At 51.3% G+C, this 20,621-nt stretch carries 19 protein-coding genes; 6 read left to right on the plus strand and 13 right to left on the minus strand.

Annotated elements, in window-relative coordinates; all coding sequences use genetic code 11:
• The first annotated feature begins 3 nt into the window (after window positions 1–3).
• Genes fabZ through ACP15Y_RS01105 form a run of 4 tightly spaced genes read left to right on the plus strand, consistent with a single transcriptional unit; the run spans window position 4 to window position 3,150 of the window.
• Complete coding sequence (gene fabZ, locus ACP15Y_RS01090) at window positions 4–462, plus strand: 3-hydroxyacyl-ACP dehydratase FabZ (RefSeq protein WP_424981170.1); 459 nt, start codon at window positions 4–6, stop codon at window positions 460–462.
• A gap of 2 nt (window positions 463–464) precedes the next feature.
• Window positions 465–1,271, plus strand: coding sequence for an acyl-ACP--UDP-N-acetylglucosamine O-acyltransferase (gene lpxA / locus ACP15Y_RS01095; protein ID WP_424981171.1), 807 nt, complete (start codon window positions 465–467; stop codon window positions 1,269–1,271).
• The gene (lpxI, locus tag ACP15Y_RS01100) at window positions 1,268–2,056 is read left to right on the plus strand and encodes a UDP-2,3-diacylglucosamine diphosphatase LpxI domain-containing protein (RefSeq protein ID WP_424981172.1); all 789 of its coding nucleotides are present in this window, start codon (window positions 1,268–1,270) and stop codon (window positions 2,054–2,056) included. The genes lpxA and lpxI overlap by 4 nt, the downstream gene beginning before the upstream one ends.
• Window positions 2,056–3,150: a lipid-A-disaccharide synthase gene (locus tag ACP15Y_RS01105; protein WP_424981173.1), complete on the plus strand. Its 1,095-nt coding sequence runs from the start codon at window positions 2,056–2,058 to the stop codon at window positions 3,148–3,150. The genes lpxI and ACP15Y_RS01105 overlap by 1 nt, the downstream gene beginning before the upstream one ends.
• 6 nt (window positions 3,151–3,156) lie before the next feature.
• On the opposite strand, the gene gltA is transcribed toward ACP15Y_RS01105, so the two are convergent.
• Entirely contained in the window at window positions 3,157–4,446 is a 1,290-nt protein-coding gene (gltA, locus tag ACP15Y_RS01110) for a citrate synthase (protein WP_424981174.1), read from the minus strand.
• Window positions 4,447–4,599: 153 nt separating this feature from the next.
• On the minus strand, window positions 4,600–6,018 hold the full coding sequence (gene gltX / locus ACP15Y_RS01115) for a glutamate--tRNA ligase (RefSeq protein ID WP_424981175.1): 1,419 nt from the start codon (window positions 6,016–6,018) through the stop codon (window positions 4,600–4,602).
• A gap of 82 nt (window positions 6,019–6,100) precedes the next feature.
• On the opposite strand from gltX, the gene ACP15Y_RS01120 reads away from it, so the two are divergent.
• Window positions 6,101–8,266: a ComEC/Rec2 family competence protein gene (locus ACP15Y_RS01120; RefSeq protein WP_424981176.1), complete on the plus strand. Its 2,166-nt coding sequence runs from the start codon at window positions 6,101–6,103 to the stop codon at window positions 8,264–8,266.
• A gap of 12 nt (window positions 8,267–8,278) precedes the next feature.
• On the opposite strand, the gene lexA is transcribed toward ACP15Y_RS01120, so the two are convergent.
• From lexA to ACP15Y_RS01145, 5 genes are all read right to left on the minus strand, one after another.
• On the minus strand, window positions 8,279–8,992 hold the full coding sequence (gene lexA, locus ACP15Y_RS01125; RefSeq protein ID WP_424981177.1) for a transcriptional repressor LexA: 714 nt from the start codon (window positions 8,990–8,992) through the stop codon (window positions 8,279–8,281).
• 746 nt (window positions 8,993–9,738) lie between these two features.
• Window positions 9,739–10,581, minus strand: a complete 843-nt coding sequence (locus tag ACP15Y_RS01130) for a metal ABC transporter permease (RefSeq protein ID WP_424981178.1) — start codon at window positions 10,579–10,581, stop codon at window positions 9,739–9,741.
• Window positions 10,578–11,432, minus strand: a complete 855-nt coding sequence (locus tag ACP15Y_RS01135) for a metal ABC transporter permease (protein WP_424981179.1) — start codon at window positions 11,430–11,432, stop codon at window positions 10,578–10,580. The genes ACP15Y_RS01130 and ACP15Y_RS01135 overlap by 4 nt, the downstream gene beginning before the upstream one ends.
• Window positions 11,425–12,315 carry a manganese/iron ABC transporter ATP-binding protein gene (locus ACP15Y_RS01140; RefSeq protein ID WP_424981180.1) on the minus strand — a complete coding sequence of 297 codons (891 nt, stop codon included), beginning with the start codon at window positions 12,313–12,315 and terminating at the stop codon, window positions 11,425–11,427. Before ACP15Y_RS01140 ends, ACP15Y_RS01135 begins: the two co-directional genes overlap by 8 nt.
• Window positions 12,312–13,205, minus strand: a complete 894-nt coding sequence (locus ACP15Y_RS01145; protein ID WP_424981181.1) for a metal ABC transporter substrate-binding protein — start codon at window positions 13,203–13,205, stop codon at window positions 12,312–12,314. Before ACP15Y_RS01145 ends, ACP15Y_RS01140 begins: the two co-directional genes overlap by 4 nt.
• Before the next feature lie 296 nt (window positions 13,206–13,501).
• On the opposite strand from ACP15Y_RS01145, the gene ACP15Y_RS01150 reads away from it, so the two are divergent.
• Complete coding sequence (locus ACP15Y_RS01150) at window positions 13,502–14,974, plus strand: diguanylate cyclase domain-containing protein (RefSeq protein WP_424981182.1); 1,473 nt, start codon at window positions 13,502–13,504, stop codon at window positions 14,972–14,974.
• Between the two features lie 5 nt (window positions 14,975–14,979).
• On the opposite strand, the gene glp is transcribed toward ACP15Y_RS01150, so the two are convergent.
• Genes glp through trpE form a run of 6 tightly spaced genes read right to left on the minus strand, consistent with a single transcriptional unit; the run spans window position 14,980 to window position 20,612 of the window.
• On the minus strand, window positions 14,980–16,194 hold the full coding sequence (glp, locus tag ACP15Y_RS01155; protein WP_424981183.1) for a gephyrin-like molybdotransferase Glp: 1,215 nt from the start codon (window positions 16,192–16,194) through the stop codon (window positions 14,980–14,982).
• Between the two features lies 1 nt (window position 16,195).
• Entirely contained in the window at window positions 16,196–16,678 is a 483-nt protein-coding gene (gene moaC / locus ACP15Y_RS01160; RefSeq protein WP_424981184.1) for a cyclic pyranopterin monophosphate synthase MoaC, read from the minus strand.
• Complete coding sequence (gene trpC, locus ACP15Y_RS01165) at window positions 16,678–17,481, minus strand: indole-3-glycerol phosphate synthase TrpC (RefSeq protein WP_133571046.1); 804 nt, start codon at window positions 17,479–17,481, stop codon at window positions 16,678–16,680. The genes moaC and trpC overlap by 1 nt, the downstream gene beginning before the upstream one ends.
• Window positions 17,478–18,533, minus strand: coding sequence for an anthranilate phosphoribosyltransferase (trpD, locus tag ACP15Y_RS01170; protein WP_424981185.1), 1,056 nt, complete (start codon window positions 18,531–18,533; stop codon window positions 17,478–17,480). The genes trpC and trpD overlap by 4 nt, the downstream gene beginning before the upstream one ends.
• Window positions 18,502–19,107, minus strand: a complete 606-nt coding sequence (locus tag ACP15Y_RS01175) for an anthranilate synthase component II (protein WP_424981186.1) — start codon at window positions 19,105–19,107, stop codon at window positions 18,502–18,504. The genes trpD and ACP15Y_RS01175 overlap by 32 nt, the downstream gene beginning before the upstream one ends.
• Window positions 19,104–20,612, minus strand: a complete 1,509-nt coding sequence (gene trpE, locus ACP15Y_RS01180) for an anthranilate synthase component I (RefSeq protein ID WP_424981187.1) — start codon at window positions 20,610–20,612, stop codon at window positions 19,104–19,106. The genes ACP15Y_RS01175 and trpE overlap by 4 nt, the downstream gene beginning before the upstream one ends.
• Between the last annotated feature and the right edge of the window lie 9 nt (window positions 20,613–20,621).

Below are 20,621 nucleotides of genomic sequence, written 5' to 3' on the forward strand. Positions count from 1 at the left end.
GGCATGTCAGATAAAGTATTGTCATCATTGGATATTAATCGGGTTTTAGAGTGCTTGCCGCACCGCTATCCATTTTTGATGGTTGATAAAATCATCGAGATTGATGGGGACAATTCGGCAATTGGCGTGAAGAATATCTCATTTAACGAACCTATGTTTCAGGGGCATTTCCCCGGGGCACCTGTTTTCCCAGGCGTTTTGATTATTGAAGGCATGGCGCAGACCGCTGGTGCAATCGTGATTGCGGAAGAGCAAAAGTCTGGCCAAAAACACTCTGTGTTTTTGTTGACGATTGACAAAGCTAAGTTCCGCAAGCCTGCTGGCCCTGGCGATGTTCTTGAATATCACATCAAAAAAGCGCATCGCCGCCGCACGGTTGGTCGGTATGAGGCGAAGGCCATGGTGAATGGTGTCGTGGTTGCGGAAGCCGAAGTTGGTGCAATGATTGTACGTGACGAGTAGTTATGGCTGATGTTCATCCTACAGCTATAGTTTCACCAGAAGCCGAGCTTGGTGAAAATGTCTGCGTTGGGCCCTTTTGCGTTGTTGAAGGTCCAGTGAAAATTGGTGCCGATTCTGTTTTGCATTCCCATGTTGTGGTGAAGGGCAGAACTGAAATTGGCACGAATGCCGAGATTTTCCCATTCGCGTCTGTGGGCCATCGACCACAAGACTTGAAATATTCTGGCGAAGAAAGCCGCCTAACGATTGGTGACTATTGCACCATTCGAGAGCATGTAACGGTGAACCCGGGCACGTCTGGCGGTGGGTTGGAAACTCGCATCGGCAACCATGTTTTGTTGATGGCGGGTGTGCATGTGGCGCATGATTGCCATGTCGGTGACTATGTTGTGATGGTGAATCAATCAACTTTGGCGGGCCACTGTGTGGTGGATGACCATGCCATTGTTGGCGGCCTGAGCGGCGTTCACCAGTTTGTGCGAATTGGCGCGCACGCTTTTGTTGGTGCGATGAGCATGGTTGAGAATGATGTTATTCCTTATGGCTCGGTGCTGGGCAACCGTGCCTATCTAGGTGGGTTGAACCTCGTTGGGCTGAAGCGTCGGAATTTTGATCGTGAAGAAATCCATACTTTGCGCGCGGCCTATCGGATGATTTTTTCAAATGAAGGCACATTGCGCGAGCGCGTTGAAGACGCCGCAGAGCTCTTTGAGGGCCACAAGTTGGTTGAAGATGTCGTTGCGTTTGTTCGTAAGCCGTCTGAACGCGCGATTTGTATGCCGAAAAATGGCGTAGAATTGGGCTCATGACCAAACTGGCGTTGCTTTTGGGCGAGGGCGCTTTGGCGTACGCTGCCTTGCAAGCGGCGCAACGGCAATTGGGTGCCGAGCATGTTGTATCGTTTCGCTTGAACGAGGCGATGGCTGATCTACCGCTTTTCGATCTTGATAATCTACCTCGTGCAATCGAAGTCACCAAAACTCATCAACCGACGCACATATGTGTGGCGGGGCGGGTGGACTTGCCACCGGCGCGCAGACAAGCAATGGCTAAGTCCATGGCATTATTGGGCAATAACGCCAGCACAGATCTCGGGCTTGAACATTTATTTGGGGCTGTGGCCCAGTCCATTGGGGCAATGCCCGTTGGAGTACATGAAATTGCACCGACTTTGCTTGCAGGCGAAGGCCATTTGTTTGGTCCGATTTGTAAACTCAGTTCTGGTCAGCTGCGCCGATTAATAGAAGCGACACGTCAATTTGGGGCAACCGATCTTGGCCAAGCCATGATTTTTGCGGGTGTGCAGCCGATTGCTGGTGAAGATGTTGGCGGAACAGATGCTTTGCTGAAGCGGGTTTCGCTGCTCAGTGAAGAATTCGGCCTACCGCAAAATCTATGCTTGGTTAAAACGAAGAAGCCGCAACAAAGTGGCGTGGGGGATTTGCCGACAATTGGAAAACACACAATTGAGTTGGCGGCCAGCGCCGGTGTAACGATAATTATCGTTGAGGCTGGTCATACGCTGGTGCTTGATCAAGAAGAGCTGCCCGCGCTTTGCGAGCATTATGGTGTGTCGATTATAGGTAGCACGTAATGCGACTATTTGTGGTGGCTGGGGAAAGCTCTGGTGACAAGCTGGCGGCATATCTGGTTCAGCGCCTTCAAAATGAGCGCACAGTTGAGCTTTCGGGCGTTGGCGGGCCCTCTCTGGTTCAGCAAGGGCTAAAGCCGCTCTTTCCAATGTCTGATTTGGCCGTGATGGGATGGCGGGACGTCTATATGCGTTTGCCGCTGCTGTTGTGGCGGTTGAAGCAAACTGTTGATGCGATTGTGCGACAGAAGCCAGATGTGCTGCTTTTGGTCGATTCTCAAGAATTCTCACAGCGCGTGGCTGCAGGTGTGCGCAAGACATTTCCCGACTTGCCGATCTTACTTTATGTTGCGCCGTCAGTTTGGGCTTGGCGGCCGGAACGCGCCCAAAAGATCAAACCATTATATACTGAGATTCTTTCTGTTCTGCCTTTTGAACCAAAAGCGTTTGAGCAACTCGATGGTCCTAAATGCACCTATGTTGGGCATAGTGCTGAGAGCTTGAGCGACCTGAAGCATCAAATTGGGGTGCGCGATAATTTGCTGCTGCTGCCCGGTTCGCGACAAGGTGAGATTGACCGGAATCTTGAAACGCTTGTTGACGTTGGGCGGGGCTTGCAAGGGTTTGCCGATAAAGATTTGATTACGGTCGAGCATTTGCGCGAACAGCTTATGAGGCGCTTGAAGCATAGCGATATCGAAATTGCGAGTGGGCGTGATGCCTTTGAAAAGGCGTTGGGGCACGCCAAAATGGCTTTGGCGGTGAGCGGCACGGTGACGCTCGAACTTGCGTTTGCCGATGTCCCCCACATATTGTTTTATGTCGCCGATCAAAAGCTTGGCGCACATTATGAGCAAGCCGGGCGACCGTTGGTTGGGTTACCGAACATTTTATTGCAGCGTGAATTTGTGCCGGAAATCGTGGGCACATTGCCGAGAAAAACTGAGTTGGCTTATGCGGCAGAATTGCTTGCGACAGATGATGCTACCCGCGCGGCGCAGCGCGAAGGTTTTGAAGAAATCCGACTATTGATGCAAATAGGGGCGCCTGAGGCGCCCCGTCAAGATCCGCTTGAGCGGATTTTATCTTATATTTAGAACGACTTAGCGCTCAGAAATATCAGTATAGTCGCGTGATGTCGCGCCTGTATAGAGCTGGCGAGGACGACCGATTTTTTGTTTTGGATCGTCGATCATTTCTTTCCATTGTGAAATCCAACCAACGGTCCGTGCCAACGCAAAGATGGCTGTGAACATGGAAGTCGGGAAGCCAATCGCATCCAAGATGATGCCAGAGTAAAAATCGACGTTCGGGTATAGCTTCTTCTCGATGAAGTATTCATCTTCCAAAGCGATCCGCTCAAGCTCTTGTGCAACCTGCAATGTTGGGTTGTTTTCGACGCCCAATTCAGACAGCACTTCATGCGCAGTTTGCTGCATAACTTTGGCACGTGGGTCAAAGTTTTTGTAAACGCGGTGACCAAAGCCCATCAAACGGAATGGGTCATTTTTGTCTTTCGCGCGAGCGATAAACTCAGGAATGCGATCAACGGAGCCGATTTCGCGTAGCATATTCAAGCATGCTTCGTTTGCACCGCCGTGAGCTGGGCCCCAAAGTGAAGCCACACCAGAAGCGATACATGCGAATGGGTTCGCATGAGAAGAGCCAGCCAAACGAACTGTAGAGGTTGAAGCGTTTTGCTCGTGGTCGGCATGCAATGTGAAGATGCGGTCCATGGCGCGGGCCATTGTTGGTGACACGACATATTCTTCAGCCGGCACAGCAAAGCACATGCGCAAGAAGTTGGCTGCGAAGCCCAAATCATTGCGTGGATAGACAAATGGTTGGCCAACAGAATATTTGTAGGCCCATGCTGCGATCGTCGGCATTTTTGCGATCAAACGGTGTGATGCAATCACACGCTGATTAGGATCGGTAATGTCTGTAGAGTCATGATAGAATGCGGACATTGCACCAACTGCACCACAAATGATCGCCATTGGGTGCGCATCGCGACGGAAGCCTTCAAAGAACTTCACCATTTGCTCATGGAGCATGGTGTGGCGTGTAATCTTCTCTTCAAACTCGGCAAATTCAGCTTTGCTTGGCAATTCGCCATTCAATAGCAAATAGGAAACTTCCAAGAAGCTCGACTTTTCAGCCAGTTGCTCAATTGGATAGCCGCGATAGAGCAGAGTGCCCTGGTTGCCATCAATATAGGTGATGCCAGATTCGGTTGAACCGGTGGATGTATAGCCCGGGTCAAATGTGAAATGTCCAGTTTTCGCATAAAGAGTGCGAATGTCGATTACATCGGGTCCGACTGTGCCTGACAATACTGGGAACTCATAGCTTTCGCCATTTAGCTCTAATTTTGCAATCCGATCGGTCATTATAAGGCCTCCTTCAAGATTCAAAAAATGACTAAAGTCCTACGCCCCCACTAACGTCAAACTTGTCGCCCAAGGGTTGGGTTGGCTTTGGGGTATCGGATTTGTTCCCATTTAGCAAGTTACCGATAGGGAAAGTTAAAATCCGATAGGTATTTATACGCCAGTGGTTTCTTTTAGACGGGAAAGGCTCTCTTCTTTGCCAAACAATTCCAGCACATCGAAGCAGCCGGGTGATGCTGCCTTAGCGGTTAGCGCTGCCCGCAAAGGTTGTGCGACCTTGCCGAATTTCAGCTCTTTTTCTTCTGCAAATCCGCGCATCACTTCGCCAATGGTGTCGTGATCCCAGCTTTCGATGGCTTCAAGCCTCGGCTCAAGCTCGCGTAGCATTTCTACGGAGTCTGCATCGAGCGCTTTCTGAGCTTTCTCTTCAAATTGCAGCGGGCGTTGGGCAAAAATGAACTCGGCGCCTGTGATGAGATCTAAAATTGTTTTGGCGCGTGGCTTTAGCATGGGGAGGGCGCGAAGCACTGTTTCCTCGTGCGCCAAAAGACCTGCCTTTTGCACTTCAAAGCCCAACTCTTCAGTTAGGTCAACCATCAAACCAAACAGGCGTTGATCGTCGGCTTCTTTGATGTAATGCGCGTTCAAATTTTCCAGCTTGGCAAAATCCATGCGCGAGCCAGCCTTGTTGAGCCCCTCATAAGAGAACCATTCAATAAACTGCTCTGAGCTGAAGATTTCTTCATCTCCATGCGACCAGCCCAAGCGGGCAAAATAGTTGCGGATTGTCTCTGGCAAGTAGCCCATTTTGCGGTATTCGCCAACGCCAAGGGCACCATGCCGTTTGGACAATTTTGCACCATCGGGACCATGGATAAGCGGCGTGTGTGCCATCACAGGGACATCCCAACCCATTGCATTATAAATCACGGTTTGACGTGCGGAGTTGGTCAAATGGTCGTCACCACGCAAAATGTGGGTCACCCCCATATCATGGTCGTCAACAACAACGGCTAGTTGATAGATTGGCGAACCATCTGAACGCAAGATGATGAAATCATCTAGGTTTTCTGCTTTGAATGTGACTTTGCCTTGCACTTTATCGTCAATTACGATTTCACCTTCGAGTGGTGTTTTGATGCGCACAACGAAAGGCAGGCCAGCAGGGGCATCTGCCTCAGTTTTGTCGCGCCAGCGGCGATCATAAAATGCATTGCGACCTTCGGCGCGGGCTTTTTCGCGCATCTCGTCCAGTTCTTCAGGTGTGCAGTAGCATTTATAAGCGTGGCCGCTATCTAACAATTGCTGCGCGACTTCTTTGTGACGCTCAATATTCTCTGACTGCATGATGGGTTCGCCATCATAATCCAATCCCATCCAATCCAAGCCATCGATGATCGCGCGAATTGCAGGTTCGGTTGAGCGCTCTTTGTCTGTGTCTTCAATACGCAATAGCATTTGACCGCCCAAAGATTTTGCCAACGCCCAGTTGAATAGCGCGGTGCGGGCATTGCCGATATGCAAGAATCCGGTTGGTGAAGGGGCAAAGCGGGTGATGACTTGTTTGCTCATGAAGCACTCATTTTGGAAAAGTTGGAGAATTTTGTTTGCCTGTGTACCATAGGAGCAGAATTGCGCAAGATCGGGATGTTGCGTGTCACTTAAAGATATTGATTTAGAGCATATTTCCGCCCGACGCCCATTTATTGATCAGTTTTTTAGGGCAAAGGGTAATCAACCAAGATTTCAATCGGGTGACAGAACTGTCGCGCGACCTAAGATTGATGGTGCCGTTTTTGCGCGTCGGCGCATCGTATTGGTCCCGTTCGCATTGATCCTTGGTATTTGCATTTATGTAGGGTTGCCGATGGAGCCGCCCTTTCTGCTTTATCCGGCTGTTGCGCTAGTTTTGTTTCTTTGCTCCATTTTCGCAGCGCGGCATTGGGTTGCACGAAATGTTTTGCTGATGTCGGCATTTGCTGCGGCTGGCGTGGCGCTGATGGCCACGACAGGTGTTTTGCGCGGTACGCCACTGCTGTCTTATCCCACCGCTGGCACCATAGAAGGTCAAATCGTTGAATTGGAAATGCGCCCTGGCGACGATTTGCGTGTGGTCGTTCGCCTGGGCGAAGAGGTGCCAACTGCATTGCAGGCGGTTAAGTCTGTTCGCCTAACAATTGATGCGAAGCATTATGAGCCACGCCTTTTTCCACGTATCGGACAGAATATTGCCGTACGTGCTCGGTTCATACCTGTGCCGAAACCAGTTTATCCTGGCGGCTATGACCCGCAGTTTCATAGTTATTTTGATGGAATTGGTGCTTATGGCTCCGCGCTGGAGACCATTCAATTTCAAGCAACATCGAATAGATTTGGTTGGGCAAATGTTCGAAATCTGATCTTTGATATACGTTATGCCATCGCAGCGCGATTTACCGCGGCTATGGCCCCGAGGGATGCGGCGATTGCGCGCGCACTTATCATTGGTGATCAATCAGCCATTGCTCCGGATTTGCGAGATGAAATTGCGGTGAGCGGATTGGCTCACCTGTTGGCCATTTCTGGATTACATTTGAGTTTGGTAGCTGGCGGCATATTTTTTGGACTTCGGTTTTTGTTGGCATTGCCAATGTTCCCACTTTCAATGCCTGGCAAAACGATTGCTGCAATTGCGGCCATGGCAGCGGCACTGTTCTATTTGGGTATTTCTGGCGCAAATATCGCAACGCAGCGGGCCACAATTATGCTCATTATTGCATTTGTTGCTGTGCTGTTGGGGCGACGCGCTATTACGCTGCGGAACGTGGCACTTGTGTGTATCCTGATGATTATTCTCTATCCCAATGAAGTGTTTAAACCGGGCTTTCAATTGTCTTTCGCCGCCGTTGGCGCGCTCGTTGGCGTATATGAATGGACTAGAAATGTGCGGCAGGTGCAGCGATGGCCCGCGTGGTCGCGTTTTTGGGGCGGGTTAAGTTTGACCAGTTTGGTAGCTGGCGTTGCAACTGCGCCCATTGCGGCGGTGCATTTCAGCCAGTTTGCACCATTTGGATTGTTTGCGAACCTTGTGGCCGTGCCATTGGTTGGGTTCTTTGTGCTTCCAGCACTGATTTTTGCGAGCGTGTTGATGCCATTCGGATTGGAAACACCCGTGCTGCACATGGCTGGTTGGGGCATTGAGCAGGTTATTACTATAGCTAAGTTTTTCACCCATCTTGGAGGAGACTGGACTTATGTTGCGCCGCTGCAAGGTTGGGTTTTGCCCGTTTGTGGCGGCGCGCTCATGGTGTTTTTGATCCTGAAGTCCGCATGGCGATTTGTGCCGCCATTGTTTGTGATAGCAATGATCAGCCTTTTCGGCACAGCGTCAACACCTGATCTTCTGGTTTCCGATCAAACACGTTCTGTTTTCCTGAAGCAAAATGATGGGCAGTGGGCGCAGGTCAATCGGATCGGCAATAATTTTACTACCCGTGTTTGGGCGGAGTGGTTGGGCGTTGATTTGAAAGATCAATTGTTGACTGGGCAATGTGATCCGCGCGGCTGTATTGCCGATATCGCTGGGCAAAAAATCTTGCTGGCACGCGACAAAATTGCTGTTCGGGAAGACTGCGGACTGGTTGACCTGATTGTGGAGCAGGATTCACTTTACCAAAGCTGTGCGGGTGTTAGCCAAATGCTGCGGCATTGGGATATACGCCGATTTGGGACAGCTGCAGCTTACTTTAGAGGCGAGATAAACGGCGAAGCTAAATGGAGCATTCGCCATGCCGTGCACGATCAAGCGCGGCCATGGCGAATTGATTACGGCGAAAAATGATCCGCTTAAAGCCTAATATTTGCGGAAGAGGCCGACCAATCGACCTTGAACAGCGACTTGATCCGGACCAAAAATTCGCGTTTCATAGGCCGGGTTGGCGGCTTCAAGTGCAACGGAGTTGCCCTTTTTGCGCAAGCGTTTCAGCGTTGCTTCTTCGCCATCCACAAGCGCCACAACAATTTCGCCATTGGTGGCCGTCTGCTGCTTTTTGATCAGCACAGTGTCGCCATCAAAAATGCCAGCATCGATCATGGAGTCGCCGCGCACTTCCAACGCATAATGTTCACCGCCTGAGAGCATTTCAGGGGGAACCGCAACAGTATGGGATTGGGTTTGAATCGCCTCAATGGGGACACCCGCAGCGATGCGGCCCATCACTGGCACATGCACTGGTGCATGTGCATCGTTAGACATTGGTTCTGGACGCGCAGGCTCAGGTGCTTTGCCTAGTGTTCCTTCAATGACGCTAGGCTCAAACTTAGCCTTCTTGCCACCAAGAGAGGGGTTCATGCTGTCTGGCAAACGAACCACTTCCATTGCCCGGGCGCGGTTGGGGAGGCGGCGGATAAAGCCGCGCTCTTCCAACGCGGTAATTAGGCGATGAATGCCTGATTTCGACTTTAGATCCAACGCGTCTTTCATTTCATCGAATGAAGGGGGCACGCCGCTTTCCTTCATCCGTTCATGGATAAACATCAACAATTCATGTTGCTTGCGGGTCAGCATTGGACTTCCTTTTTAGAATCGGAACAAATGTTGAACAACCATACCTGTTCCTCCTATGTTCTGCAAGTCCGGATTTGCGCCCTCGAAAAGTGACATATTTTCAATGATTTGCAATGGTTGGTGAAAAGGGTGCGTGTTGCCAATGTGCAACAGCCATTTCCATAATGTACAAAATGTCACACCCTATATAGACATCGTAAAACGAACAACGTATAGCGATTGGTGTAACTTCAACTGGGGTGTCCTCCCATATTTTGGGGCCCCGACACCGCAACCAGCAAAGGGGAACATTATGAACCTTAATCATAAATTTCACACGTCCCCGGCGCGTTCCACGCCGGTTTCTAAATAACCGACGTTCTTTTTGAGGACGTCATGGCTGCGTCCTCGCTGTCACAACATCAACACTAACCCTTCTTAGGCGCTGTTTCTGCGTCCGAGAACTCATCGTTAATCGTGCGTTTTCGCGCGGGTTTCCGTGTGGCTGCGTGCATTTTGTCAACTCCAATTTCGGAGAACGAACGCGGCTGCGCGTTTGTCAGGAAACATGAAAAAACAACATGCTTTAACACTTAATATTTTCGAACGATTAGGTTTGGCTTGGCGCCAAATCTTCAGCCGGCGTCAAGCCAATTTCGGTGGACGTTCAAAACGCGTTCGCCGCGCATATGTTGGAGATTTGAGCGCTCATATCCGTAAGGATATTGGCCTCTAAACATCAAAAAAGGGGGCTGCGCGCCCCCTTATCAATTTGTGATCTCATGCGCGCGCTGGGCAGCGGGCGAAAAGAAGAATGCTAGTATGAACAATATGGTCATCACCAGCACAATTGTGGGCGCGGGTGCGCTATCCAAATGGAAGCTGATGAAAACGCCGGTAAAGGCACTAAACACGGCAACGGTTGTTGCGATGATCAACATCGGGCCTAATTTGCGGGTAAGCAGATAGGCAATCGCGCCTGGTGCAATAAGAATTGCAATGGCGAGAATGATGCCAACGGCTTTGAGTGCGGCGACAACGATCAATGAGATTGAGGCCAGTAAACCGTAATGCAGCCAGCGTACGGGCAAGCCAATCGCTGCGGCGTGTTGAGGATCAAATACATAGAGTTTGAGGTCGCGCCAGCGCGCAATAACCAATACTGTGAGAATGATGGCGATAATACCGGTTTCCATTAGGTCGGCATTGCTAGTGCCCAACATATTGCCGAACAGAATATGGTCTAGATGCACATCAGTTTCGATTTTTGTATAGAGCACGAGCCCAAGCGCAAACATGCCAGAAAAGACGACCCCCATAATGGTGTCCTCCTTCACTCGGCTATTTTCCTTCAGGTAACCGGTGCCGAGCGCACAAACCATGCCTGCAACAAATGCGCCAATGGCCAAGGGAATTGCCATAATATAGGCGAGCACAATGCCTGGCAGCACGCCATGGGAAATGGCGTCACCCATCAAGGACCAGCCTTTAAGAACCAAAAAGCAAGATAGAAGTGCGGCTGGGATCGAAACCAAAATGGCAATGACAAAAGCGCGTTGCATAAAGGGAAATTGAAACGCCAATAGGCTTGTTTCTAGCCATTCCATCATGATGTCACCTGTGCATTGCGGCGTGCGCGCTGGGCGCGTAAACCGTGTTTTGGGGCGAACACAAACGCTGTGAGGAAGCAAAGCGTTTGCAGCACAACAATGATGCCGCCAGTTGCGCCATCAAGAAAATAGCTGGAATAAGCGCCAATGATAGAGGTGAGGGCCCCGATCGCGATGCTCAACATGATCAGTACAGGGAACCGGTCCGTGAGCAAATAGGCGGTTGCGCCGGGGGTAACGACCATAGCGATTACCAGAAACGCACCCACTGTTTGCAGTGCGGCGACGGTGGCGGCGCTGAGCAGCGTAAAGAATATGATTTTTAGCAGGTTAGGCCGCAGGCCGATTGAGCGCGCGTGGTCTTCATCGAAGAATACGGCGAGGAAGTCTTTCCACTTGGCCCCCAAGACAACCAGCGTGATGATGGAAATGATGGCCAATTGCATCGTGTCTGTCGGCGTGATGGCGAGCACATTGCCCAGTACGATGGTTTGAATGTTTACTGAGGTGGGGGATAGCGACACCATGAATAGGCCAAGTCCAAAGAAGGAGGTGAAGATGAGGCCAATGATGGCATCTTCACGCAACTTGGTGCGTTGATTGAGAAATAGCATGGCTGCGGCCGCTAAACCGCCTGAAAAGAATGCGCCAATGGAAAACGGCAGGCCGAGCATATAGGCACCTGCGACACCAGGCACGATTGAGTGGGAAAGCGCATCGCCAATCAGGGACCAGCCTTTGAGCATCAAATATGCACTGAGGAAAGCGCAAACGCCGCCAACAAGGCCCGTAACCCAAATGGCGTTGCGCATATAGCCATATGAAAATGGCTCCAACAACAGATCAATCATTCGACTTATTCGTTTTGGTTTGAGTTTCCATTTTATCTTGCTCACCATAAAGCACCAAGGGACGCTCATCATCTGTGATGACAGCAAATTGGCGCGTGTCTTCATCATCATGCAGATCCGAACCGCCAAGGACAAAGTGACGCAACACACCACCAAATGTTTGTTCGAGATTGGCCTGCGTGAAGGTTTCCTCGGTTAACCCGAAATCAAGCACGGTGCCTTTGATCAGAACTGTGCGATCACAGAACTCAGGAACAGAACCCAAATTGTGGGTCGAGACGAGCATAACTTTGCCTTCGTCGCGCAGGTCACGCATCAATTGAATGATGGTGTCTTCGGTTTTGACGTCTACGCCAGTAAAGGGCTCATCCAACAGAATGACTTCACCTTCTTGCGCCAAAGCGCGGGCCAAAAAGACCCGCTTCTTTTGCCCGCCAGATAGTTCGCCGATTTGACGTTTTCGATATTTGGCCATATTGACCCGATCCAACGCCTGATCGACCATCTGCTTATCGCGTTTCGATGGGATGCGGAAAAAGCCCATTTTGCCATATCGGCCCATCATCACGACATCTTCGACCAAAACCGGAAAATCCCAGTCGACGTCCTCGCTTTGCGGGACATAGGCGACGAGATTTTTGCGCAATGCTTCCTGAACACTAATGCCGAGCAGTTTCACGCTGCCTTCGGCCACAGGCACAAAGCCCATAATGGCTTTGAATAAAGTGGATTTGCCAGAGCCATTGACGCCCACAAGGGCGGTGATGGTGCCCCGCGGGATGTGAAAACTGGCTTCCTTTAGGGCAGTGTGGCCATTGCGATAGGTGACGGTGACATCGCTCACTTTGATGCCACCATCTGCAATTTTGCTCATATCATTCATTGAGAAAGGCCTTCGGCGATTGTATTTGACGTGACGCGCAGCAAATCAAGATAGGTCGGGACCGCACCATTTTGGTCTGTCAGCGAGTCGACATAAAGGATACCGCCATATTTTGCATATGTCTCGCGCTCCACCTGTTTGGCAGGTGCGTCTGAAACAGTGCTTTCTGAGAAAACAGCACGAATATTGTGTTCACGGACCTGATCGATCACTTGGCGCACTTGTTGCGGCGTACCTTGCTGATCTGCGTTGATGGGCCATAAATAAAGTTCCTGCATGCCGAAATCCCGAGCGAGGTAGCTAAAGGCCCCCTCAGATGTTACGAGCCAACGTTCATTCTGAGGAATTGCTTCTAGCCGTTCGCGTATGGGGGCAATGATGCTCTCAATCTCAGCTTTGTAGGCTTCGGCGTTTTGCAAATAGGCGTCTGCATTGTCTGGATCATGCTCGGCAAACGCTTTGGCGATGTTGTCGACATAGATTTTGGCGTCCGATGGCGACATCCATGCGTGGGGATTGGGCTTGCCGGAATAGGGGCCGGATGTAATGCCCATGGGCTCAATGCCACCTGTGACGACAACGCTGGGTACATCACGCAGATTTTCAAAGAACTGTTCGAACCAGAGTTCCAAATTCAACCCATTCCAAATCACCAAATCTGCATCTTGCGCTTTGATGATATCTTTTGGTGTGGGCTGATAATTGTGAATTTCAGCACCGGGCTTGGTGATGGACACCACTTCTGCGCGATCACCAGCAACATTTTTTGCCATATCTGCGATCACAGTAAAGGTTGTTACAGCCTTAAATTTTTCAGCTGCTTGCGTGCCTGTCACGGCGAGGCCAGACAATAGGGCAAATGCAGGCAATAATTTAAGCAAGGAAGGCATGTTTTGACTCTCTTTTGAAATTCATCTCTCGCCTCCAATCTATAATGCAATTGAGAAGCGTTCGCAACTAGCAAATGTAAGAAATCTTTGGACCAAATCAAATGATAGGGATTGTGGCTATTTCAGGCTTTTCAGCAGGTGTCCGTTGGGTGCCGCAGTTAGGAATAATACGGAGGTGAGGAGATATTCAAAAAATAGATTATTAACCCTGTCCGCACTTGGGTTCTGATATTAATTTAAATGCAATTCACCAATGTGAATGTGTTGGTTCTATGTGTCGTGTCAGCGGAACCAAAATGCGGAAGTCAGATACCAGAAAGATTGTCATTTCAATTGCGGCGATTTTCGTTGCATTTGTCGTGCTGGTCGTCGGCTTTATTCTCTCCTCATTATTTGTGCTGGATGTATCCAGTAAGTCTGCCAACGCGTTAAAGTTAGATGCTGATCAACGTGCCGTTTCTGGACTTATTAAGCGTGAAATCGAAGATGTGTCACAGCGACAGTCAGAAGTTTCCTGGTGGGACAGCAGCATTATTGCGCTAAATGATGATATCGATCGCAATTTTTTTGCCGATTCAATGTTGGGCTGGTTTCCCAAGGAATATGGCATTGATCGGTCCATGCTCGTGTCACCTGAGCGGGACATAATCCTACACGCGGAAGGTGAAGAATTTTGGCCGGGCAAACTCGCAGATTCATTTTTTAATCAAACGTCGGATTTGATTAGTAAGGCGCAGTCAAACTATTTCCAATACCGTGTTGGTGCTAGCGGTGTGTTCTGGTTTGAAGGCGATCCAGTGCGGGATGAGCCCGGACTATATGTACATGATATTCGCACTATTGATGGCGAAATGGGGATCGTCGTGGCGCAAGCAATCGTACCAGATGGCGAAATGGTTTTGCCCGAAGGGCCAGCGCATATATTGGTGACCTATCGTGCGTTTACAGAAGAACGCATCGCTGAATATGCCAATGAGATTGAATTGACGGATTTCAACCTTGCTTTTCAGGCGCCTTCCACCAACACCAATGTAATCGAAGTTGCGTCAGGGGCTGGAGCGCGAACTGTTTACGCCAGCTGGGTGTCTGACTTGCCCTCGAGGGGCATTTGGTCCGATTCCATTCCTGCCTTGGCTTCAATGTTGGCGGTGATCACCTTTGTGATGTTGGGGGTGACGATTGCCTATGCGCGGTTGATTTATCGTACGCGACAGGCTGAGGCGCGAAACCGCTATATGGCCGAGCATGATGGACTGACCGGTTTGCTCAATCGCACGCAATTTGAGCGGGCACTGAAAAAAAGCACGGATGATCTGAACATGGAGAAGTGCGCCGTGTTGTGCATTGATCTGGACCGATTTAAGCCCGTTAACGACACCTACGGCCATTTTGCCGGTGATGAAGTGCTGCGCATCGTTGCCCAGCGGATTAAGCAACTGATTGGTGATCGCGGGATTGTTGCGCGGTTGGGCGGCGACGAATTCATCGCCTTGCTGCATGAGGCGATCAACAAAGATCAAGTGATGATGCTCTGTGACAATGTGATTGAACAGGTGGGGCAGAAAATCAGCTTCGAAGACTATGACCTGCATGTTGGAGCAAGTGTTGGCGTGGCGTGGTGGCCAGATGACGCGTTGAGCGCAGATATGGTGGTCCGCCGGGCTGACCAGGCGCTTTATCGGGCGAAGGAACTCGGCCGCGGTCGTGCAGTTCATGCGGATGATATGGACACAACAGGCGTCAAATTTGGCGCAGTAGCGAACTTGTAATCTTTCTACCGCATTGCCCAAGGCAAGGGCAGAAATTGAATCAGACTTCCACTTTCTTGTGCGTCCGCCAGCGGGACTTGCACAATAAATCCATCACATTGGCTCATTGAGGAGAGATGGGCGCTATCTGTTTGCGCTATTGGGTCGACTGACAATAGCCCATTGTCCTTGACGAGGCGTGCGCGGCGGTAGAACTGGCGTGGACCGTTCTTTGGCAATTCGGCACTTAGCGGCAAGGTGATTAGCGATGCTTCTGGATTCTGGCCTAGAAATGCACGAAGGGCAGGCTGCACAAAAACAGTGGCGGTGACCAATGCAGATACTGGATTGCCGGGTAGCCCGAAAATTAGGGTTTTCCCTAATTTGCCAAACATAAGCGGTTTGCCCGGACGTACAGCGATGCGCCAGAAATCGAGTTTGGCTCCGATGGCCTTGAGCGCGGGCAGCATATAGTCTTTATCGCCAACGCTTGCACCGCCTGTTGTGACTAGAATTTCGGGTTCGTCGTCCAAGGCTTCGCGCAATTTGGTTTCGAGCTTGTCTTGTTCATCAATGGCGACGCCGAAGTCTTTTACTGTTGCACCAGCTTGTTCGAAAAGCGGCGTGAGGCCAAAGCCGTTGGAAGCATAGATTTGGCCCGGTTCAAGCGGCTGACCGGGCTGTACCAACTCGTCGCCTGTCGCGAGCAGGTGGACGCGCGGCTTTTGATAGACGTTTACGTCGGGATGTCCCGCGGCCGCAATCAGTGACAGATCGAATGGATTGAGGCACTTGCCGGGAGAAACGATGGTTTGGTCTTTAGCGAAATCATTGCCTTTCCAACGGACATTTTGGCCTTCCTGCACATCATCATTCAGGGTGACGATGTCGCCATCGACAGTCACTTTCTCCTGCATAATGACGCTATCGGTGCCTTCGGGCAATTCGCCACCAGTATAGATACGGGCACACTCGCCACTTTGCAGCGGGCGTGTGAATGGCGAGCCGGCGGCTGCGATGCCGATATTTTTCAGCTTTGTTCCGCTTTGTCCGTCAGTAGAGTTAAGTGCATAGCCATCCATGGCGGAGCCATTAAATGGCGGCTGGCTAGTGAGGGCGATCACTGGTTCGGCAAGCGTACGATCTAATGCATTGCTCAGACTGATCTTTTCAGATGCTTTTGGGGTAACGCGCTTCAGGATATCGGCTAGGGCCTCATCCACAGGCTTGAGGTTTTGCATATCAGCTCCGTTGATAGTCGCCGGATTTGCCGCCGCTTTTGGTCAACAGTTCAGTTGGGCCGATCACCATGGCTTTGTCGAGTGCTTTGGCCATATCGTAAAGGGTGAGGGCGGCGACGCTGGCGGCCGTGAGTGCTTCCATCTCCACCCCGGTTTTGCCTTCAACTGACACGGTGGCTTTGATGTCGAAACGTGGTGCACTGTCAGCTGGAGTGATCTCTACCTCGACCTTGTTGAGCATCAGCGGATGGCAGAGCGGGATCAGGTCTGATGTTTTCTTGGCGGCCATTATGCCTGCCAAACGGGCGGTGCCGAGGGCGTCGCCCTTTTTTAGATCACCTTGATTGACTGCATCAAATGCAGCCTGAGCCATGGTGATGGACGATTGGGCGGTTGCGACCCGCTTTGTGGGGGCTTTGCCGCTCACATCGACCATATTGGCCTCGCCTTGCTCATTTAAGTGCGTGAGGCGATCTTTGGCCATTATTGTGCTCCGGTCAGCAGTGCGCGAGTGGCTGCTTCCACATCGTCATGGCGCATCAGGCTTTCGCCCACCAAGAAGGTGCTGACATTGGCTTTCTCGCCCAGCATTTGCACATCTGCATGAGTGAAGATTCCGCTTTCGCTGACCAGCAAGCAATCGTCCGGCACATTTTTGGCCAGTTCGATGGTGGTGTCCAAAGTGGTCTCGAAAGTGCGCAAATTGCGGTTGTTGATGCCGATAAATTTGGAAGGCAGTTTGAGCGCGCGGTCCAGCTCTTCAGCGTCATGCACTTCAATCAGCGCGTCCATGCCCCAATCGAGAGCTTCTTCAGTTAGGCGCAACGCGTCATCGTCGTTTAGCGCCGCCATGATGATCAGGATGCAGTCGGCGCCCCATGCGCGGGCTTCGGCGATCTGATAGGGCTCAAACATAAAGTCTTTGCGCAAAACAGGCAGGTCAACCGCTGCGCGGGCTTCAATCATGAAGTCTGGTGAGCCTTGAAATGAAGGCGTGTCGGTCAAGATCGACAAACATGCTGCGCCGCCTGCTTTATAGGCTTCGGCGTGCGCAGGCGGGTTGAAATCTTCTCGGATCAGGCCCTTGGAGGGGCTGGCTTTTTTGATTTCTGCAATCAGGCCGATTTCATTGGCTTGTTTTTTGGCTTTGAGCGCAGAGAGAAAACCACGAGGCGCGGATTGCATCTTCGCGATGGCCTCGATGTCGGCAAGCGATGTTTGCGCTTCAGCGGCGGCAATTTCTTCGCGCTTATAGAGTTCGATTTTTTTAAGAATATCTACGCTCACGATTGCGCCACTCCGTTTGACACTTTGACCAGTTCGGCCAGTTTTTCTTTGACCTTACCGCTATCGACCAGTTCTGCAGCGAGGGCAACGCCAACTTTCAGATCTGTCACTTGGCCAGTCACGATAAAGGCAGCGGCGGCGTTGAACAGGGCGACATCGCGATAAGCGGACTTTTCGCCATCGAACAATTTGCGCATGGCCTCGGCGTTTTCTTCCGGTGTGCCGCCCAACAATTGGTTGAGATCAGCGATAGGCAGGCCGCCATCTTCTGGGCTGACTTCAAATTCACGCACTTCGCCATCTTTGATTTCGGCCACGTAGGAATGGCCCGTTGTGGTGAGTTCATCCAGGCCATCGCTGCCATGCACGACCCAAGCCGAAGTGGCGCCGTTTTTCAGCAGCGCATCGGCAACCGGGCGCACCCATTGCTTGTCATATACGCCGAGCAGATATTGCTTCACGCCAGCAGGGTTGGATTGCGGGCCCAAAATGTTGAACAGCGTGCGTACGCCCATTTCCTGACGTGAAGGGCCAACAAAGCGCATGGCGGCATGGTGGTTAGGGGCGAACATGAAGCCGATGCCTGCTTGCTTGATGCAATCGCCAATCTGTTTGGCTTTAAGATCAAGCTCCACGCCGAGCATTTGCAGCGCTTCCGAGCTGCCAGAGCGCGAAGAGAGGGCCTTGTTGCCATGTTTGGCCACTGGAGTGCCGCTTGCGGCCACGATGATTGAGGCGGCGGTTGAAATATTGTAGGTGCCCACGCCATCGCCGCCGGTGCCGACAATATCAATGGCGTTTTCGGGCGCGTCCACACGGGTCATTTTTTCCCGCAAGATCGACACAGCACCCGCGATTTCTTCCACGGTTTCGCCTTTGACCCGCAGGCCCATTAAAAAGGCGCCGATTTGGGACGGGGTTGCATCGCCGGACATGATGACATTCATCGCCTGGCGCATTTCGTCCATGGTCAAATCTTGAGCGTCAGCAAGTTTGTTCAAAATGGGTTTGATCGTCATTTTATCCTCGCTCGGCACTCTTGTTGAACGCATCTGCAATCTCCAAGAAATTGCTGATCATTTGCGCACCGCTTTCTGATGCGATGCTTTCCGGGTGGAATTGCACCGAATGTATGGGCAGGCTCTTGTGGGCCACAGCCATGATCATGCCATCGTCCGATTTTGCGGTGACTTCAAGATTATTGCCAATGGTTTCCGGGTCAAGGGTGAGGGAGTGATATCTGGTCGCCACCACGCCATCTTGATTTAGCCCCTTAAACAGACCTTCGCCATTGTGGCGGACCTTGCTGGTTTTGCCGTGCATCAATTTTTGCGCGCGCACCACATCTGCGCCGAAAACCTGGCCGATGGACTGGTGGCCGAGGCAAACGCCAAATATCGGAATTTCGCCGCCAAACCGTTCCACCACTTCAAGGCAGATGCCTGCCTCATTTGGGGTTTTCGGGCCCGGTGAGAGAATGATGGCTTTTGGCGCTTTCTGCGCGATCTCGTCGGGGGTGATTTTGTCGTTGCGGAAAACTTCAATATCAGGGTCAACCGAGCCGATCAGATGCACCAGATTGTAGGTGAAGCTGTCGTAATTATCGATCACAAGAATCTTGCTCATTGGCCGATCTCCGCTTCATCTGCATAGCGCAGGGCTTCATGGGCTGCACTCACTAGCGCACGCGCTTTGTTTTCACATTCAAGCTGTTCAAGCTTAGGGTCGCTATCTGCTACGATGCCTGCGCCAGCTTGCACGTGGATTTTGCCATCTTTGATAACAGCGGTGCGCAAGACGATACAGGTGTCCATCCAACCATCGGCGCTGAAATAGCCAACACAGCCCGCATAGATACCACGGCGATGTTTTTCCAGCTCGTCGATAATTTCCATAGCGCGGACCTTTGGCGCGCCGGAAACGGTGCCTGCTGGGAAGCCGCCGCATAGGGCATCGATATTGTCTAAACCTTTTTTCAGCTTGCCTTCAACGTTCGAGACAATGTGCATGACGTGGGAGTAATATTCGAGGAAGAAACTGTCAGTGACTTCTACAGTTCCGATTTCAGCCACGCGGCCCACATCATTACGGCCCAAATCGAGCAGCATCAGATGTTCTGCCAGCTCTTTTGGGTCGTTCAGCAGTTCATCTGCCATTTCGCGGTCTCGCTCGGGTGTTGCGCCGCGTTTGCGGGTGCCTGCGATGGGGCGAATGGAGACTTTTTCGTCTTGTACACGCACAAGAATTTCCGGGCTGGAGCCAGCAATGGCGAAGCCTTCAAAGTCGAGGAAATACATGTAAGGCGACGGGTTGGTGCGGCGCAAGGCGCGATAGAAGGCGACAGGTGGCAATGTGAAGTCTGCGGTGAACCGCTGGGACAGCACAACCTGAAAAATATCGCCTGCAACGATATATTCTTTTGCCTGCGCAACCATTTCTTTGAATTGTTCGGGTGACGTGTTGGATTGGAAATGCAGCTCAGCACTTTGATCTTCAGTGCTGCCACGTTGCACTGGCTCGTTTAGACGCTGTGTTGCATCGTCGAGCCGAGTATTGGCGGATTCAAACGCCATTTTTGCGCTTACATCCTTTTGCGGTCGCACGGGTGTGGCGAAATAAAGCTCGTCTTTAATGGTGTCGAACACCGCGAGAATGGATGGACGCATCAGGAGCGCGTCGGGTGCACCAATTGTGTCGTCTTTGGTGTCGGGAATATCTTCCATCTCCCGCACCATATCGTAGCCGAGATAGCCGAAGATACCGGCTGACATTGGCGGCAAATCCATGGGGATTTCGAGCGCAGATTCAGCGAGAATCTCACGCAAGGCATCCAATGGTTTGCCAGACATGGGCTCAAAGTCGTCAGGTGCGAATTTGGGATTGCGGTTGATTGTGGCTTGGCCGCGATCAATGCGGAACAGCAAATCAGGTTCCATGCCGATCATGGAATAGCGCCCACGGGTGGCGCCACCATGCACAGATTCAAGCAAAAATGTGTTTTTACGTCCCGCCGCCAGCTTTAGGTAGGTGCCGATTGGGGTTTCCAAATCCGCAACGATGCGACGCCACATAATCTGACTGCCGCCTTTTTCATAGATTGAAGCGAAGGCGGCATAGTCAGTATTTTGCATTTTTTTGCC

It is taken from the genome of Maritalea sp. S77 (assembly GCF_049801075.1).
Classification (GTDB): Bacteria; Pseudomonadota; Alphaproteobacteria; order Rhizobiales; family Devosiaceae; genus Maritalea.